Origin of the sequence: uncultured Nostoc sp., assembly GCF_964245445.1 — a bacterium.
GTDB lineage: Bacteria > Cyanobacteriota > Cyanobacteriia > Cyanobacteriales > Nostocaceae > Nostoc.
The window spans coordinates 1-18,649 of record NZ_CAXTNE010000154.1 but is presented as its reverse complement, the minus strand read 5'-3'; the positions used below and the strand labels follow the sequence as shown (position 1 = coordinate 18,649).

Annotated in this window: 12 protein-coding genes and 2 pseudogenes; 5 read left to right on the top strand and 9 right to left on the bottom strand. The window is 41.6% G+C overall.

The window, feature by feature from the left end; translation table 11 throughout:
• Window positions 1-1,566, top strand: a 1,566-nt coding sequence (locus ACFE90_RS23050) for a CHAT domain-containing protein (RefSeq protein WP_375504649.1), incomplete at its 5' end; no start/stop codon positions are given.
• Window positions 1,567-1,753: 187 nt separating this feature from the next.
• Here the strand turns inward: ACFE90_RS23050 and ACFE90_RS23045 are convergent.
• Both ACFE90_RS23045 and ACFE90_RS23040 read right to left on the bottom strand, forming a co-directional pair.
• Window positions 1,754-2,173: pseudogene (locus tag ACFE90_RS23045) on the bottom strand (xanthine dehydrogenase family protein molybdopterin-binding subunit); the annotation flags it as partial.
• A 22-nt stretch (window positions 2,174-2,195) separates the two neighbouring features.
• Entirely contained in the window at window positions 2,196-2,420 is a 225-nt protein-coding gene (locus ACFE90_RS23040) for a molybdopterin cofactor-binding domain-containing protein (RefSeq protein ID WP_375504651.1), read from the bottom strand.
• Between the two features lie 206 nt (window positions 2,421-2,626).
• On the opposite strand from ACFE90_RS23040, the gene ACFE90_RS23035 reads away from it, so the two are divergent.
• Window positions 2,627-3,817, top strand: a complete 1,191-nt coding sequence (locus ACFE90_RS23035; RefSeq protein ID WP_375504647.1) for an FAD-dependent oxidoreductase — start codon at window positions 2,627-2,629, stop codon at window positions 3,815-3,817.
• Between the two features lie 430 nt (window positions 3,818-4,247).
• Here the strand turns inward: ACFE90_RS23035 and ACFE90_RS23030 are convergent, their stop codons facing one another.
• From ACFE90_RS23030 to leuC, 4 genes are all read right to left on the bottom strand, one after another.
• Window positions 4,248-4,580: a type II toxin-antitoxin system VapC family toxin gene (locus ACFE90_RS23030; RefSeq protein ID WP_375504645.1), complete on the bottom strand. Its 333-nt coding sequence runs from the start codon at window positions 4,578-4,580 to the stop codon at window positions 4,248-4,250.
• The gene (locus ACFE90_RS23025) at window positions 4,577-6,499 is read right to left on the bottom strand and encodes a DUF4209 domain-containing protein (RefSeq protein ID WP_375504643.1); all 1,923 of its coding nucleotides are present in this window, start codon (window positions 6,497-6,499) and stop codon (window positions 4,577-4,579) included. Before ACFE90_RS23025 ends, ACFE90_RS23030 begins: the two co-directional genes overlap by 4 nt.
• 134 nt (window positions 6,500-6,633) lie before the next feature.
• Window positions 6,634-7,242: a 3-isopropylmalate dehydratase small subunit gene (gene leuD / locus ACFE90_RS23020; protein WP_375504641.1), complete on the bottom strand. Its 609-nt coding sequence runs from the start codon at window positions 7,240-7,242 to the stop codon at window positions 6,634-6,636.
• A gap of 157 nt (window positions 7,243-7,399) precedes the next feature.
• Window positions 7,400-8,803 carry a 3-isopropylmalate dehydratase large subunit gene (gene leuC / locus ACFE90_RS23015; RefSeq protein WP_375504639.1) on the bottom strand — a complete coding sequence of 468 codons (1,404 nt, stop codon included), beginning with the start codon at window positions 8,801-8,803 and terminating at the stop codon, window positions 7,400-7,402.
• Window positions 8,804-9,510: 707 nt separating this feature from the next.
• Here leuC and dxr point away from each other — a divergent pair.
• Together dxr and ACFE90_RS23005 are read left to right on the top strand one after the other, a co-directional pair.
• On the top strand, window positions 9,511-10,707 hold the full coding sequence (gene dxr, locus ACFE90_RS23010) for a 1-deoxy-D-xylulose-5-phosphate reductoisomerase (RefSeq protein ID WP_375504637.1): 1,197 nt from the start codon (window positions 9,511-9,513) through the stop codon (window positions 10,705-10,707).
• Between the two features lie 405 nt (window positions 10,708-11,112).
• Window positions 11,113-11,310 carry a hypothetical protein gene (locus ACFE90_RS23005; protein WP_109008911.1) on the top strand — a complete coding sequence of 66 codons (198 nt, stop codon included), beginning with the start codon at window positions 11,113-11,115 and terminating at the stop codon, window positions 11,308-11,310.
• A 402-nt stretch (window positions 11,311-11,712) separates the two neighbouring features.
• On the opposite strand, the gene ACFE90_RS23000 is transcribed toward ACFE90_RS23005, so the two are convergent.
• The gene (locus ACFE90_RS23000) at window positions 11,713-12,213 is read right to left on the bottom strand and encodes an acyl-CoA thioesterase (protein ID WP_375504635.1); all 501 of its coding nucleotides are present in this window, start codon (window positions 12,211-12,213) and stop codon (window positions 11,713-11,715) included.
• A 120-nt stretch (window positions 12,214-12,333) separates the two neighbouring features.
• On the opposite strand from ACFE90_RS23000, the pseudogene ACFE90_RS22995 reads away from it, so the two are divergent.
• Window positions 12,334-14,403, top strand: a pseudogene (locus tag ACFE90_RS22995) (CHAT domain-containing protein).
• A 383-nt stretch (window positions 14,404-14,786) separates the two neighbouring features.
• Here ACFE90_RS22995 and ACFE90_RS22990 read toward each other — a convergent pair.
• Both ACFE90_RS22990 and ACFE90_RS22985 read right to left on the bottom strand, forming a co-directional pair.
• On the bottom strand, window positions 14,787-15,131 hold the full coding sequence (locus ACFE90_RS22990; RefSeq protein WP_100898754.1) for a DUF1815 family protein: 345 nt from the start codon (window positions 15,129-15,131) through the stop codon (window positions 14,787-14,789).
• 854 nt (window positions 15,132-15,985) lie between these two features.
• Window positions 15,986-18,649, bottom strand: a 2,664-nt coding sequence (locus ACFE90_RS22985; protein WP_375504633.1) for a response regulator, incomplete at its 5' end; no start/stop codon positions are given.

Below are 18,649 nucleotides of genomic sequence, written 5' to 3'. Positions count from 1 at the left end.
GCTGTGGGCGATCGCTCTGGTGAAGCTATCACCTTGGGTAATATTGGTGTATTCTTCCAAAGTACAAATCGACCAACTCAAGCCATTACTAATTTAGAGCAATCTCTTCAAATCAGCTTAGAAATGCGCCGGGGTTTGCAACGAGAAAATCGCCAAAAGTTTTTACAGCAAAACAGTGGAAGTGCAATTGCTACTGCTTTAATCGATGTCCTCATTAACCAAAATAAATATGAGCAAGCCTTTGAATGGCTTAACCTAGTTAACACAGCCGACCTTGCTGATTATACTCGCCTCATTAATGCCAAAGTTGCCAATTCAAAGGCACAGCAAGCTCTTGATGACTGGAGTAAAAAAAATCAACAATTGGAATTTCTGCAACAACAACTGCAAGAAAATTTTTCTGAAGCTTTATCTCAAAAAATTCGGCAATTAGAAGTACAAGTTTACTCAGAAGCCGAAAATATATCTCGCCGTTTTCCTGAAGTGGCAGAACTATTTGAAACTACACCCGCAGATATTAAAAACCTGATATCCTCCATACCCACAGGAACGGTTGTAATTCGACCTGTTTTGCTGACTAATGTCAGAAATATACCTAATAGCATAGCATTTTTCATCTTCACAAAAGAAAAATTAAGTGTTGTTAAAAAATCTATTGATCCCACTGAATTTAATAAACTTATTACCAATTATCTAAAACAGGTACAAGACGATAGTGATGCTAGCTACCTTGAAACAGGTGGCAAACTCTATGATATTCTCATTCGTCCTATAGAAGATAAAATTCAAGCTTTATCACCCAAAGAACTAAGTATTATTGCTACTGGTAAACTGCACCATTTACCTTTTGAAACTCTTTACGACAGTAAAACCAACCAATTTCTGATCCAGAAATATCCTGTCAACTATCTCACTCGCATTTCCAATAATTCCCTAAAATCTCCAGGTATGCAAAATGCCATACCCCGCAAACCACAAGCTGTTTTAGCATTTGGTAATCCAGTACCCAGTAACCCGCAAAATCTCCCAGGTGCAGAGGCAGAAGTCAGAAATATTAAGAAAATACTCCCAGACAGTGAAGTTTATATTCACAATGAAGCCACCCTGGAAAAGTTTAGATCCCAAGCATTGCGCTTTTCATTTTTGCATTTAGCAACTCACGGCTGTTTTCAAACTGAAGACTGCAAAAAAGTCAAATTAAAAAATAATACGTTACTATTTGCTGACAAATCCTTAGATATTGCCAATGCTGCTCTTTTAGGGCTACAAGGCACACAACTGATTACTCTCAGTGCCTGTCAAACTGCTGTAGACACTAATTTTAATGGTGCAGGAATTGCAGGTGTTGCTTATATATTTGAGCGGGCTGGTGCTAAAGCTGTGATGGCAAGTTTGTGGGCGGTTGATGATGAAGCAACTCAGGAATTGATGATTCAATTTTATCAAAATATCAAGCAGGGGATGACGAAAGGTGAAGCTTTGCAAAAAGCTAAGTTGAAGCTAATTGCAGACCATCGCCATCCTTTTTATTGGTCGCCATTTGTGCTGATTGGTGATGCACGTTAAAGTAGTTCGTAATTCGTAATATCAAGCCAGTAGGGTGTGTTACAGCTTTAGCCTAATGCACCGCTATCATGGTTCGTAGAACGAAACCCAACATCATATCAAGACTTGTTTGGGTAACACTAAAGTTCAACCCAACCTACAATTATTTTTACTTTAGCGCTAAAGCGCAAACTACAAACCTATTCACTCACAACAACTTATCTGGTGTAATTGGCAGATCCCGAATCCGCTTACCTGTGGCATGATAAACTGCATTAGAGATGGCAGCTGCTACCCCAACAATCGGAAGTTTCCCCAGGCTTTTAGTTCCTAGTGCATTCACATAAGCATCGTGTTCTTCAACAAATTGCACTTCCATGTTTGGGATATCTGCATGAACAGGAATCAGGTAATCGCAAAGGTTAGCACCAACTATTCTGCCCTGATTAGTATCCATTACAGTTTTCTCCATCAGCGCCATACCGATTCCCCATGTAATCCCGCCTATAACTTGACTCCGCGCTGTCTTAAAGTTGAGAATTCGCCCTGCACCATAAACGCCTACGCAACGTCTTATTTTGATTTCTCCCAACAACTCATCAACTGCAACTTCGACAAATATCGCACCAAAAGAGTGTTTAGCACAACTTTCACAGGGCGTTTAACTTGACGAGCTGCGATCGCAGCAGTGCTTTACAACCAAATCCTCCGCCTAAATATTTGGAGATGACGCGGACATTTTCTTGAGGAATATTCAGAACAGATGCAATTCCTTTTTGTGTTGCAGAAACGCCTTGAGTGGTTTCATACAATGTCAAATTATCCCCTTCCCACTGTCGTAGGGAACAATACTGTGCCCGTAGGGCGTGGTCTATTTACCTGAAAATAGCTGTAACCTGTTGCCAAATATCATAAAAATACTAAAAAATACTTATTTTTGTAAAATTTAGATGTTTATTGTTCTAATCTAAGATGTAGTCTCTTGATAAAATAATATGCAAAAACCTTATATTTGAAAATCTCTATCCCGTATTTGATATAATCTGCTGATATTTTTAGCTCATAGAATTAACCTCAGAATATGAACACAAATCTAATTCATAAATTATCCAAACCAATAGTAGAGAAAGTTGCCATTGTCGGTGCTGGCCCAGGCGGTTTGGCTGCTGCAATAGCACTGAGAAGCCAAGGGATAGACGTTCAAGTATATGAAAAAGCCCAAGAATTTCGTCCGGCTGGAACTGGACTAGGACTAGCTCCGAATGGCTTGAATTTTTTAGATGCGATCGCACCGGGAATTGTCGAAACCCTCAAAAGTTCAGGATGTGAGGTTCACCACACGGTTTTAAAGAATATTCAGGGAGAAACAATCCGAACTAACGCAACCAAATACTTGGAGCAATACGGACAACCGTTGTTGACTGTTTGGTGGTATCGTTTACAGCAAGTTATAGCCTCTAGATTGCCATCTGACATCATTCACCTCAATCATCGCTGCATCGGCTTTAAGCAAGATGAAAACGGTGTGGAAATTCATTTTGATGGCGAAAAATCGGTATATGCAGATTTGCTGATTGGGGCTGATGGCGTCAACTCTGTAATTAGAGAAACTTTATTTGGCGAGGGTAAGCCTAATTATATCGGTAGTATGTGTTGGCGTGCCGTCATCAAGTATCACCACGAGCTATTTAATGACTATGAACTAGTTTTTGTCAAAGGCAATAAACAGTTTATGTACATTCTCAATGTGGGCGGCGGCTATACCAGTTGGATTAATCGTAAGTTATCGCCTGAGTACTCCCTTTCTCACAGTGCTGAGGAAGTGAAATCTCGCATTCTCCATGAATTAGCCGGCTGGGATGAATCCTTTCGGGCGGTGGTCGAAGCAACACCAGCCGAGCAAATTTGGGAGGGGCCGATTTGCGATCGCCCACCCTTAACCCATTGGAGCAAAGGCAGAGTAACTCTTTTAGGCGATGCAGCTCATCCAATGGCACCTGCGCTCGCACAGGGAGCTAATACCACTTTTGAAGACGCATACGAACTGCGAGAGTGTTTTTCCCATTCAGCTAATCTCCAAGAAGCTTTAACTAGTTACGAACAGCGTCGCATTGAGCGGACAAAAATCATTCAAGCTCGCAGTGCTTGGGGAGAGATGCGCTACTATGACGACACATTGACATCTCCTGAACAGACACAGCAACGGCAAATGACGCTCAACGAAGATTTTTCTAAATGGTTGTATGATTACAAGCCAGCTGTAACAAGTTAAATCTTAGTGTTACAAATTAGATTGCGATCGCTAAGGCTACTTTTTTTCAAAGTAGCAACAAAAATCTGAGCAATTACCTTAAAAACTTATAACTAGCCCTAATCTTATCGAGTCATTTGATAATATCAAAAGTGACTGTTTTTAGTCAAGCCTTCAAACATAACAAATTAGTGGAATAGTTGAGAATTATTCGCGCAAAATCAACACAACTTAATCAAAATATTAATTTTTATTAGATAAAAAATTTATATTCTATATTTCGCAGGGTATGCAGATAAATTATCGTTGTGTATGCGATGTCCATCTTTTAAGAATACCCGTCCATAGTCCAATCCTGAAGAAATAAATTAGGAACTTTGCTAAAGTCTTTCTGATTACGCGTAACGAGAATTGCCCCCTTAGCGAGAGCGATGCCTACGGCTGGCTACGCCTACGCAGCTATTCTTAAGTCTTGCGTACCTACCTGTATTTTTTGCCAGCGCAAACTTTGGTAGCAACTATATGCTGCCTCATCAAACTCCAGCAAATTCATACCACAAAAGTAAATCTGGGTTATTCGCAAATTTCTATGAGCAACTGCTAAAAGTTCTGGTTTAGTAGCACATTTACTGATAGAAGCTAGTCTGCCTTTTAATTGTTCTTCGAGTGTAACTGTCGTAACAAATATGTTGGAACTGCCAACAACTTGAGCGCTTTGTAAAATTTTAGAATTACCATGTTGAGAAAGAGTAACATGATCGGTATCGAGGATATATAGGCTCAAGCTGACTGATTCTCCTCTAAAAAAGCTTCATAAGCAGCGACTTCTGCATCTAATTCACATCGATTTGCATCCATATTTTCGACAAAATCATCAAAAAGCGGGTCATCTTTGAAAATACCATTAAACTTAACCCAAGGATTGGACTCTTCAACCTGCTGTTCATGTTTCAACATTGGCAAACAACAAAGCCGTAATGTGACCCACCATAAGTAAGACATGATAGGGCTGTTGAACTCACTATCATTAATTAAACCATGAGCCATACGGTTTCTTAAATTTGAACCTGAACGCTCAATTAGCAAGCCTTGAAGATCAAAAAGTGCGTCTTCATTAAAAATTGAGTTTATTTCTGGATAATTGCGGGGGAAAAGAGTAGTATTCAAATCACGCTCATCTTCAATTCCCTTATCAATATCAATTTTTGAGGGTAACGCACCCTGCCTTCGGAGTAAATAACGGATAGAATTTTCAATTTGAGGAATGAGAATATGAGTGGATGTGAAGAAGTCTCCGATGAGTCCAGCGTAAAGCCCTTTTGCAAACTGATATTCTCTCCCAGGAGGTACAAAGAGGTTGTTTGAAACAAATGGAAATAAGTCTTTTACTTCTACACTATGTTCCAGATTTATTTGACCCCTTGCAGGCTCAATGTAAGCTTGGGCGTAAAGTTTGTGATAGAGGACTGCATTCCTGTACATCTCAAAACGAATTGCTTTCTTTGCTTCATCTGAATTACTAGATTGACGGGCTACAACCTTACCCATCTCATTCATAATTGTTATTGGCATGAACTGAGACAACAAAGGTGTTTTCTCCACGCTCTGCTGAAGGTATGAAACTTTAGGTGGAATTCCCAAAAGAGCCAAGGCAAATATTGCATCTTGAAATTTTTTGCCCTTAACATAGGTTCTAGCTAGTTCTACCTCAGCGCTGATATTAAACTGAGAAGATATTGTTATTAACTCATTCAAGGATTGTTTTTGATACTCTGACAGAAGCTTACGAACTTCCTCATATCTAGCTTTCGCTACTGCTTTTTCTTCCTCTGTACCTTGGCTTTTTAATATTTCAAATGCTTCCAACGCCTCTTGTAAATCATCTGATGCCTTTAAATAAGGCTGAGGGTGTTTTATCAATGAATCTTCAGCTTCCTTTACATAAGTTTCGGCAGCAAGCATTCGCGCTGCGTGTCTCTGTTCAGCATTTTTGTCAATGCGATGCCATTCTGCTTTAATTTCCCAGTAGTTTCTTGCCTTATCCCAATCTTGGGAAGATTCCGCTATAATTGCTGCTTTTTCAGCCAGAGCAGCGTATTTAGTCGGATTACCGAGTTTGTATTCTTGCAAAAGCTCCATAAGCTTTACTGACAACCACAGTGGATCTTCTCCGTTGTAGCGATCAAGGACTGCCTCTATGTGTGCGACAACTAATTCAGCTTGATAATTAATTTTGCGTGCTAGCCGAAGTGCCCGTTCAATCCTCTCGAAACACCAACTCCACTTCTCAGGATCTTCTAATTCTGTGGCAGATTGTAAGTAGGCTGTAACAGCTAACTGTGCCATCTGATAATTGCCCTTTTTGACCCAGAGAATATCCGCAATTCGTGCTTGAAGTTCTGGATCTGATACTTCAGGAGCAATGTCAGTAAGAAAATTTAAATGTTCATCAGTAAGATTTTGGAAAACTTCAGCAAAAAACTCCTCTGTTGATTCTGGCTTGATTGCAGCACCGATTATGAACGCCAGAATCTCAAAGACAGACTGTTCTCTGACATTTCCTGCCTCTCTTGCTTCCTGTGCCTTGTTCCAGAAGACTCTGTTGTAAGCAAGACACTCTTTTGTTTCGCTGCTATTAACCACTTCTAGCCAGCGAGAGTTAATGAAATCTTCTTTAGTGAGAGGAGGGTTTATTAATGGCATAGTCTAGAATTACTTAGCTATATGTCTACTATGCCAAATCTGAAATAGATCAAGCTATTGTTAGCTTTAGCTGAATAATTTAGGTAAAATTTATAAATTAACATTCCCCGGCAGAGCTAGGGAATGAGAGAATGCTAACTCGCGGCTAAATTGCCCCAACCCACGTAGGGTAATTTTGCAGCCGTTGTCCGAACTTGGTCAGCATTCGCCACCAACTGACCGCAAGCGTCCCAAGTTCCAGAAATAAATGTGCTTCTGGTGCCTTCTTCGATCGCAACTGGGGCAGTGTAATCACCAATTTGTACTTGCAAGGTTTCCAGATTCACTGTTACGCCAGCTTGGGGATTAGCAGCCACTAAATCTTGTAATTGTTTAACAGTAACAGCATCGACCGTCACACAAGGTATACCCATCGCCACACAGTTACCGAAAAAGATTTCGGCGAAGCTTTCACCGATTAAAGCTTGGATTCCCCATTTTGCGATCGCTTGGGGTGCATGTTCCCGTGATGAACCACAGCCAAAATTTCTATTGACTATTAAAATATTCGCCCCTTGGTACTGGGGTTGGTCAAAGGGATGTTCACCTTTAAGTGCTGTTCGGTCATCAATAAACGCGCCTTCACCTAACCCATCAAAGGTAACTGCTTTCAAATATCGCGCGGGAATGATGCGATCGGTATCTATATCATTACCTACTAAAGGTATACCGCGCCCTGAAACTGTTTTAACTTCACTCACCATAAATTTTATATCTATTCTTTCAATGACAGCCTGTTGAAAAAGGGACTGGGGACTGGGGACTAGGGACTAGGGAAGATGAGGGAATGGGGAATATGGAAATAGTAATAGGTAAACTTTCAATTACCAATCTCCAATTCCCAGTCCCCAGTCCCCAAAATTACAGCAACTCGCGTACATCAGAGACTTCGCCTTTAATCGCAGCTGTGGCGACCATCGCCGGACTCATTAACAATGTCCGACCGGAAGAGGAACCCTGTCTTCCTTTAAAGTTGCGGTTGGAGGAAGAAGCACTGATTTGTCTTCCTTGTAGCTTATCGGGGTTCATGGCCAGACACATAGAACATCCCGGTTCACGCCATTCAAATCCGGCTTCCTGAAAGATTTTATCCAGTCCTTCAGCTTCCGCCTCTTCCTTCACCCTTTCAGAACCAGGGACAACAAAGGCTTTGATTCCCTCTGCAACGTGGCGACCTTTGGCGATTTTTGCAGCTTCTCGCAAATCAGTAATTCTGCCGTTGGTGCAACTCCCAATAAAGCAAACATCTATTTTAGTGCCCTTGATCGGTTGACCAGGATATAAATCCATGTAGCGGTAAGCTTCTTCGGCAATGAATTGGTCTTCTTCAAGCAGTTCTTCCGGTTGAGGCACTGACTGGTTAACACCGATACCTTGACCAGGAGTAATACCCCAGGTGACAGTAGGAGAAATTTCCGCAGCGTCAAATATGACTACATCATCGTACTGGGCATCAGCATCGCTCTTGATGGAATCCCACCAAGCCACTGCTTTATCCCAATCTGCATTAATGGGTGCAAAATCTCTGCCTTTGAGGTAATCGTAGGTGACTTGATCGGGATTAACGTAGCCGCATCTAGCACCGCCTTCGATCGCCATATTGCAGACAGTCATCCTCTCTTCCATATTCATTTGCTCAAATGTCGTACCGGCAAATTCGTAAGCATAGCCCACGCCACCTTTAACACCAAGTGAGCGGATGATATGTAAAATTACATCTTTGGCGTAAACACCAGGGTTGAGAGTGCCGTGAACTGTGATTTTGCGGACTTTCAGTTTGGATAGGGCAAGGGTTTGGGAAGCAAGAACATCTCGGACTTGGCTAGTACCAATACCAAATGCGATCGCACCAAATGCTCCATGACTCGAAGTGTGACTATCTCCACAAGCGATCGTCATTCCTGGTTGGGTCAGTCCAAGTTCTGGAGCGATTACGTGAACTATACCCTGGCTACCAGAACCGATATTGTAAAAAGTTATGTTATTTTCTTGACAGTTATTTTCAAGTGCCTGGATCATTTCCTCTGCCAAGTTATCGGCAAAGGGACGCGCCTGGTTTTCTGTAGGCACAATATGATCAACTGTGGCGACAGTCCGCTCTGGAAACAGCACTTTTAAACCTCTCTCGCGTAACATAGCAAAGGCTTGGGGACTAGTGACTTCATGAATTAGGTGAAGCCCGATAAATAGTTGCGTCAGTCCTGAGGGAAGTGTACCAACGGTGTGTAAGTCCCAAACTTTATCAAACAGGGTACCTTTGCTCATACGTCAATCAATATTTCAAGAGTCTGGTCTTAAATAGTATCAAAAAAAGTCTAGGTTTTTGCAGATCACTTAAATATTACTTACAGCTTTGCACTCTCATTTCTCTGTGCCGCGCCAGTTGCTACAACGGGGAAAACCCCGACGCGAGTTGTTCATGGGGGAAACCCCCAAGACCACACTCGCTCCGCAACGCACTGGCTTCTCTGCGCCTCTGTGGTTTTATTCTTTCTTAACCAATCGCAGAGATGCACAGATCATAAAGAGCGAAATCTTACCATCTAGAACCCATTTGACATCTTTTACTGTGTTGAAGTAAAGTTACCGCAAAAGTTGCATCCAGCAGTTATGCGATACTCCAGGAGCCTGGTCATACTTTATTAATTCATTGATAGACTGATTAAAGTAATTTAGCAAACTAAAGTAGGGTTCATCTTCGTATATTTTAGTTAGGAGGTTCATCATATCTTCTTGTTTATTTGTTATGGCAAATATTCATCCATTTTTTTAGATTTATCTATTATAAAAGCTTGAAATTAAGGGATTGGGGCTGGCGCAGGCACGAAGACAAGGAGACATGGGGAAATTGTCTTTCTCCCCCTCCCCGCGTCTCTCCTCGCCGTCATCAGTGTATCGATTATAGGGATTCCTGTTATTAAAGAGTCCCCGGCAATTTATAGTGGGAGTTGTCTGTAAATCCTTAAGCAATTGTGAAAGCGATTACTCTTGTTGGTTCCACTGGTTCTATTGGTACTCAGACTTTAGATATTGTCACTCAGTACCCAGATCAGTTTCGGATTGTGGGATTGGCAGCTGGGAACAATATAGAGATGTTGGCTGCTCAAATTCGGCAGTTTCGACCGGAAATAGCAGCCATTTGCTCAGAAGATAAATTACCAGCGCTCAAAGAAGCTATCATTGACCTCGATCCCCAACCTATTTTACTGGCTGGTGAGGCGGGAGTGATAGAAGTCGCTCGTTACGGCGATGCTCAAACCGTTGTCACTGGGATCGTTGGTTGTGCTGGTTTACTACCCACGATCGCAGCTATTGAAGCTGGTAAAGATATTGCCTTAGCGAACAAAGAAACCCTGATTGCCGGGGCCCCTGTGGTTCTACCCCTAGTCGAAAAACATGGTGTAAAATTACTCCCTGCCGATTCCGAACATTCCGCAATATTTCAATGCCTCCAAGGTGTGCCAAAAGCAGGCTTGCGGAAAATTTTGCTGACTGCATCTGGTGGGGCTTTCCGGGACTGGGATGTAGAAAAGTTAGCAGATGTAACCGTTGCTGACGCTCTCAAGCATCCTAATTGGTCGATGGGGCGTAAAATCACTGTAGACTCTGCTACTTTGATGAATAAAGGACTGGAAGTAATTGAGGCTCACTTCCTGTTTGGGTTGGATTATGACGATATCGAAATTGTCATTCATCCCCAGAGCATTATTCACTCGCTGATTGAACTGCAAGATACTTCAGTTTTAGCCCAACTCGGTTGGCCGGATATGCGCTTACCTTTGCTGTATGCTCTATCTTGGCCCGATCGCATTTACACCAACTGGGAACGACTAGATTTAGTCAAAGCTGGAAACTTAACCTTCCGTGAACCAGATCACCAAAAGTATCCTTGTATGCAGTTAGCTTATGCTGTGGGTAAGGCTGGTGGTTCGATGCCAGCTGTGTTAAATGCCGCAAATGAGCAAGCTGTGGCTTTATTTTTATCAGAAAAAATTCGGTTTTTAGATATTCCCCGGTGTATCGAATGGGTGTGCGATCGCCATCAAAAGGATAACCGCTCTAATCCCTCTTTAGATGACATTTTGACAGCAGATAAATGGGCAAGACAAGAAGTTTTAACAGCGACTGAAAAGTTAGAAACTCACTCGCGGATAATTTCTTTGCGATAAAAACCTTTACCCAGATACCCAAAAGGCAGGTTTTCTGGCTCTTGACCAATTCTTGTTTAGCCTTCAGCCTCATGCTGAAGGCTAACAGCTAAATTCATTTTTGTCTATTCTCATATCCTTCAAAAAATATAACTTCTGCACATTGTAATTATTAATACCAAAATTTCAATAGAAAATCTTTTCAGGAATTCTGCCAAATTGCCAAATAAATTGCCTCTTATCTGAATCATTGTCTCATTTTCAGGTAATATATCATTAGTACAGTTAAAAAATATTAGCTTTAGTATCTATTCCAAATTAGCTCTAATAGCTTTAGTACTAATAATTTTTACTTCAGATAAAAACTTCCCCTTTCTGAATAAACACCTTCTCAGATAAGGGCTATTCTTAAGGAGTTTCTACATTATGATTGCTACGTTAATTGTAGCTTGGATTATCTTCATAATATTGTGGAAGTTGTTGAAAGCAACCTTGAGTAGTGCATTAACTATTGCCGCAATCCTGATTTTATTAAACATTAGTTTTGGCATTACCCCACAAGATATTTGGCATCACATAATGCAGTTTACGCAAACTTTATCACAGTTTCAAAACGGCAAGTAAAAAATTGAAGAAGTCAGAATTCAGAAATCAGAATCAATGAGTGGGGAATTCAGACATGCCACTCAATTGTTGACCATCAAATCTCCAATTTAGTGGGGGAATTAAACCTGTTTATTCAGACGCGACGCTCGAATACTCGCTAACGCTGCGCTATCGCGGACTCGCTCTAAGCGTACTCCCACGGAGAAGCAAGCTACGCATAGCGTGTCGCAGACAAGCCATGCCACAGGCTTTACGCTGTGCTATCCACCAGTCTTACAAAATTCAATTCTAAATTCTGTGAGACTGACGCCTTTGTTCTGTTTTTTTTGTAATTCACCTTTGTTAATCAAGGTGAATTACAAAAAAGGAACAGATAAAATTTTCAACATTAAAGCAAATCGTGTCTGCAACTTTTGTTGGTCAATTTTTATTTAATGCTGAAATTTTAGCAAGTGCATCCTTAACACTCGCCGGCAACTGACGCATAATTTTACCTCTTTCGCTATCTAAAGCTACTAAAGTCACCTTGGCAGTGGCGTACAATTGTTGCCGATCAGTTGAGACAATGGCATAATCCCAATTGATTCGCACACCAGTCACCTCAGCCATGCGCGTTTTTACCAACACTGCCATACCCAATTTAATTGATCGGTGATAGCGCAGCGACAGTTCTACTACTGGTAAATCACAACCTATAGCGACTAAATCAGCAAATTCAATCCCTATAGATCGTAAGCATTCAATCCGTGCTTCTTCCATCCAAGCTATATAGGAACCGTGCCAGACAAGACCGGCATAGTCAGTGTGGTGAGGTTGCACTCTGACAGGATATTCAAACCAATTCTCAAATTCAGGACTTGATGAATTGTCAAGGGCGCTGGTTGGTGGTAGTTTTGGTTGGCTAGGTTTTTCTTCTGACATCTTCAAATTCCTTAGCACCTATAAATAAATTTTCCAAATTATTGAATAGCATAAAAATTAATTGCACTACCGGACTTATTGATTTAATATTTACCTTCCGAGTATAGGGAGTGTTTTGTTATGCAGCCTAATCTCCGGTATGTGGGCGTTGTTACTTTGACTCTACTTAGTTTACTAGGTTTTGGGATGGCATACCCAGACAAGAACCAGGTAAGCACAAATGCAAAGTTAAGGTACGACTCTGGAGAAAAAGCTCAAGCTTTACCCAAAAATAATCAACTTTCAGAAATTGCAAGGCTCAACGAAGAAGCTATCAAAGAATCTCGGCAAGGTCAATCAAAAGAGGCGTTGCAGATATTACAGAAAGCATTAACCATCAGTAGAGAACTTGGAGAGCGCTTTTGGGAAGCAGTAACATTCAACAACATCGGCAGAATCTACCAAAGTCAAAGAAAGTATCCTGAAGCACTTCAATCCTATCAGCAAGCGCTATTAATTAACAAAGAACTTGGGGATCTCGTTCGACTTGGCAAAACCTACAGTAATATAGGTTACTTATTTGACATCCAAAATCAACCAGAGTTAGCAATTTTTTTCTACAAGCATTGCTTGATTAATCGTGAAAAAGCTCGCTTGAATCCATCAGCACTTAGTGCGCCACAACCAAATGCTTACAGCATAACTGTTAGCCAGACATATCGCATTTTAGGTGAACGATTGCTCAAACAGGAACGTGTTGCTGAAGCACAAAGGACAATAGATTTACTCAAAGTTGAAGAACTAGAAGAATATCTCCAGACTGTGCCAGGTAATCAACGTACTGTCAAAGGTATTAATATAGCGGCAATAGAAAAACCAATTAAACAAAAGTTGGATCAAATGGTGGATAATGCTGTTGTACTGGGTAAAGAACTGACAACACTACGGAAAATTTCCCCCAAAGAGCGATCGCTCCAACAAAAACAACGCATTGAGCAATTAGTCTTAAATCAACAGCAACTCCTAGATAAATTTAACGAATTTATCAATAGTCTTTCAGTGAAAGCACAGGTAGAGCAAATTAGCCGTACAGCTAGGCGGCAAAATTTGGATTTGGAGAGTCTTAACGAACTTCGGGATAATTTGGGGCGATTACCTCAAAAATCGGCACTACTCTACCCACTGATTTTAAAAGATAGTTTGGAATTAGTATTGGTAACTCCTGAATCTCCACCAATTCATCGCACCGTTGCCGTAAAACGCGAAAACCTCTATCAAACAATTGCTGCTTTTTGCCAAGCTTTAATCAATCCCAGTCGAAATATCAAAGCACCTGCACGCCAATTGTATGACTGGCTAATTAAACCGATAGAAAAAGACCTGGAGCTATCAGGTACACAAACTTTGATTTACGCTCCAGATGACCAGTTACGCTATATTCCTTTAACTGCTTTATATGATGGCAAACAATGGCTAGTGCAGCGCTTGGCTGTCAATCACATTACATCTGCCAGCCTGACTAACTTAAATACCCCAAAACAATCTGCTTTGCGGGTTTTAGCCGGTGCTTTTACTAAAGGTAATTATCAAATCAAAGTTGGGAATCGACAGGTTGCTTTCGCTGGATTGCCTTTTGCAATGCGAGAAGTAGAAAGTCTAGCTGCTGCGGTTCCTGAAACTACAAAGGTTTTAGACGATGCCTTTAGCCCCAAAGCTACTGTACCCCAAATGGATGATTATACAATTGTCCATTTAGCGACTCATGCAGCCTTTGTCGTCGGTAAACCAGAAGATTCGTTTATTTTATTCGGAAATGGCGATCGCGTTAACTTTAGAAATGTCGCTACTTGGTCACTCCCCCATGTAGATTTGGTAGTGTTGAGCGCCTGTGAAACCGGCTTGGGAGGCAAGTTAGGTAACGGTGAGGAAATTTTGGGCTTTGGCTATCAGATGCAACAAACAGGCGCAAGAGCTGCGATCGCCTCATTGTGGTCTATAGATGATGGTGGTACATAGGCACTTATGAGTGCTTTTTATAATCTCCTCTCTACTGATAAGTTGACTAAAACTGAAGCTTTACGCCAAGCTCAAGTCTCATTAATTACTGGGGACTCGAAGGTAAGAAGTCATAATGTCCCCGTTGCCGCAGTTAGTAATTTTAATCATCCGTACTACTGGGCATCCTTTTTTTTGATCGGCAATGGACTTTAACTGTTTGGCTGATATGTCAGCTAGAAAATTCATTAAAAATTCATAATTCATAATTGATAATTCATAATTGCGTTATATAACTAGATTTAGAGCCAAGCAAAACGGGGTTGCTTGCTTGATAGTTGCAGGCTTATTTAACCTGCCTTTTAACTATGAATTATCAATTAGTAATTACTAATTATCTTGTGCGTTTTACCAACCTTCCAGCTAAAGGCTCAAAATCCGGTTTGTGAGGTTTTGGCAGATACAAAAAAATATGCGACGGGCCAGCCACGAGCCAATCACTTAATGGTAATGGAGAACAGGTAAGAGCGATCGCTAACTAAGCCACCATTACCAATTACCGATAATCAATTTCTAATTTGCCATCGACCTTTGGAACCTTAATACTTCTTGGCAAGAGTTTTAGAGCCTGTATCGGTTTGCATAGATTGTTTGACAAGATCAGCCAGATCGTCTAACTGACTAATCGCCTCTGCACCTTCTAGCTTCATTAATTCGCGGTCATCCCGCATTTCCGTCCAAGTAATCCCGTAATCGGACACCAAAAACCGAATCAGGTGGTTATCACCAAGGCTAACCATAAACGATGCACTATTCATTTGATCGCCACAGGTGTAGCAGGATGCAGGATATCCGCGCCGCTCTAATACAACGGCCAAGGCTTGCAGGTTCATTACCAAGTCTTGGACGAATTGTCGATGTTGATGTGCTAGTCTCAGAAACACTTTTGTCCTCCAGACACCACAGTAATTTGAGTTTCTTTTATATTTTCTTTAGATTTTCTCATCCACTGGTATTGTAAACTATTCAATACAATTACCAGACAGATAATATTGAGTCGTTAATTGACTACCTTGTTTAGGGTAGTAGATCAGGTTTTTGGGCGCCGTATCAAACTATTCAGTTTGCAAATTAAAAATCTCGGACAGAATTTATAAATTTAACTATATCTTTATACACTTCTGTCAGGGTAGATTCTTACAAGAAGCGATCCGCTCTAAGAGTAACTTAAATCTAGCACTAGTCAACTACAGAAAAGCTACATATTTCGCTTTAGAAGGCGAGTTGCAGCCTAAATGAGTGTTATTAGAGCTTATAACGTAGTTTTACATCGTTATACTCTCTTTTGCTTAGATGTTTACTCTGTTCTCCTTCTAACGTAGATTTTGGTATATACAAGGAATTTAGTATACCAAACTCGCTCCTCCTGTATATGTAAAGTTGAGCAGATAACAGTGCAAATTTGATATTCAGTACTATAAGCAGGTTAGTTATAGTTCTTTATACAAACTTTACGTAATTAATAGACAAGTCTGAGTAGATAATCCACAATGGATAAACTTAACACTGACAATACCTAAACTCAGCAGAGCAATGTTGCCATTTAGGCAATATTTTCAGCTATTTTGGGATTATCTTCAAAAAGTTCTACGAACCAAAGCACAGCAATTTGGAAAAGGCAAACTTCCGCCACAGTGTACTATTGTCCTAAGTGCTGTGGCGGTTGCTATATTTTAATTTTTATCTCGTTTAAGTAAAAGACCTTGACAGGTTTACTGCAAAGGTCTTTTATTACTTACTAAACATTACCTGTAGTGCTAACAAGCTTTTCCCCTTTCAACATCCGCGTCGCAGCTTCAAGTAGAGCTTCTTCGAGATAAGGCTTGGTAAAGTAGCCACTAGCACCGAGTTGAGCTGCAATTTGTCTGTGCTTGTCTGCACCCCGCGAGGTGAGCATCGCGATCGGTAAGTGGTTGAGGTTAGAGTCTTTCTGAATGCGAGAGAGTAACTCCAGACCGTCGCAACGGGGCATTTCGATGTCGCAAAATACGATATCGCAAGGCAGACCAGAGCGAAGTTTATCCCAAGCTTCCTGTCCATCACGCGCCTGTTCTACACGATAACCTGCCTTATTAAAGGTTAGGGAGAGCAACTCTCGGACTGTAATCGAGTCATCGACGATCAGCACTGTCGGGTCAATCTTCGCTGGAGAGGTGTCTACAGGAATTCCTTTCTGTTGCCAAGAATTGCCACCAATTTGTGTAGAAATCCGTCCTTGGAAGATGTCAATTATTTCTAATACGTCAGCAATGGGCATAATCCGACCATCACCCAGGACTGTAGCACCAGCGACACCAATGGGTTTAGGCGCTGGCCCTTCAAACTGCTTAATTACAATTTCTTGTTCGCTCAACACTAGGTCAATCTGTAGAGCAATTAGGGTATTTGCCGATCGCACCACGACCACAGAAACCATATCATCATCTCTAGTGCCACCATAAACATTGCCGCGACTGATTTGGCGATTGAAGGTTAAAAGTTCCTTCAGGGGTCGGAATGGCAGCACCGTATCGCGCCAGGAAATAAATGATTCCCCATTGGCATCGTGCTGGATATTTTTGACTGGTATATCCAGCGTATCTTCTACACCGTCCATTGGGAAAGCGATTCTGGCTCGATCAGAGACGCAGCAGAGAGCTTTACAAATACTTAGAGTCAGTGGCAGACGAATGGTGAAAGTGGTTCCCTTACCGATCACAGAATCAGTGTTCACTGTCCCCCGAATTTCGCTAATCTCGGAGCGTACTACGTCCATACCCACACCACGACCAGAAATTTCATCTGCTTGGTCTTTGATTGTAAAACCAGACTGGAACAGCAGATCGTAGACTTCCAGGCGAGACATGGCTTTAGCCTGCGCTTCTGTAATCATGCCAATCTTCACCGCTTTAGCCTTAACCTTTGCTGAATCGATGCCTGCGCCATCATCGCCTACAGAAATGATCGTTTGGTTGCCTTGGTGGAAGGCGCGGATAGTAATGATTCCTATGGGTGGTTTTCCAGCAGCTTGCCTTTCTTCTGGCGTTTCAATACCGTGAGCGATCGCATTATTCAGCATGTGAGTTAACGGATCAGTGAGATGATCTAAAATCATCTTGTCAATTAAGGTATCGCCACCTTCGATCACCAACTCTACTTGTTTGCCACACTTAATGGCGTTGTCGCGCACTCCTCGCCGCCAGCGATCGATAGTTTGGGCAAAAGGCACCATTCGCGCTCTTGTTAATCCCTCTTGTAGCTGGGTAGTTACTTGGCGGAACTGCCTTGCTACGCGCTCGGTTTCTTCGGTAACAAAATCAATGTCACTTGCCGACTCACGCACTCGCACAATGCGTTCAATCATCTGCTGGGACAGCGTATGGAAGGGAGTAAAACGATCCATTTCTAACTCGCTAAAACCCCTATCGGCATTGGAATCAGCTGCTTGTGAGCCGGAGTCTTTCTTTTTGCGTCCAGCTAATAGAGAAGCTTCCAGTAGCGATCGCTCGTACAATTCCTGCATTCTTGCGCCCACATCCGAGAGTTGTTGTACCTGAATCAGCAAGTTATCTAATGACTGCCGCAGCCGTTCATGATCCTGCTCTAAGGTATTGCGATTTACCACCAACTCCCCAACTAAATTACTCATATCGTCCAGTTGCTTAACTGGAACCTTCATCGTTTCTTCAAATCTCGCAGCCCGACGAGTAGAGGTACGGGTAGTTTTGTTAGTGTTAGATTTTACTGATGGTGAATGGGATATTGTTTGATCCGCTTCTGCCAGCAACTTCTCCAAGTCACCAAATTCATCTATAGATGGTGATGGAATGACATTTTTCGCTAAGACTGGTTGAGCGTTGAAGGGCTGGCGTTGGCGTAGCCCATCGTAGGCATCGCTGGCGTTATTTGTACCCAGCAATTCTTCCAAGGCTGCAAAATCTACTTCTGGTATCTCCTTAGCTTTGGGGTTAAGCGCTACATCCTCTCCTAGTAATGCTTCCAAGTCTGCAAAATCATCTTCTGGAGTAACTACTTCAACGTTTTCTGTCGTTACCAATTCTTCAATTGAGGTAACAATAGCGTTTTCGTCCTCTGACACTGGTACAGATTCAGATGTCTCTGCTAGATCCCACAAATCGGTTTCTACACCTTCCTGAATAACCGTTTGCGTATCAATTGTTGTCGCACTTTCTCCTAACTCTTCCTGCTTTTCTGCTTCTAATAGAGCAGTTTCTTTAAACAACAAATCATTTGCCAAACCCAGATCTGTATCTTCAAAATCTGTATTTTCTGGGAACTCATAGGCAGTTTCTAAGTTATTGTTCGGCTCAGTACCTAAAACTTCTGAGCTTGTCTGAGCTAAATCTGAACTTTCTCCAAAATTGATATTTTCTATAGCCGATAGTTCATCCACAGTATTATC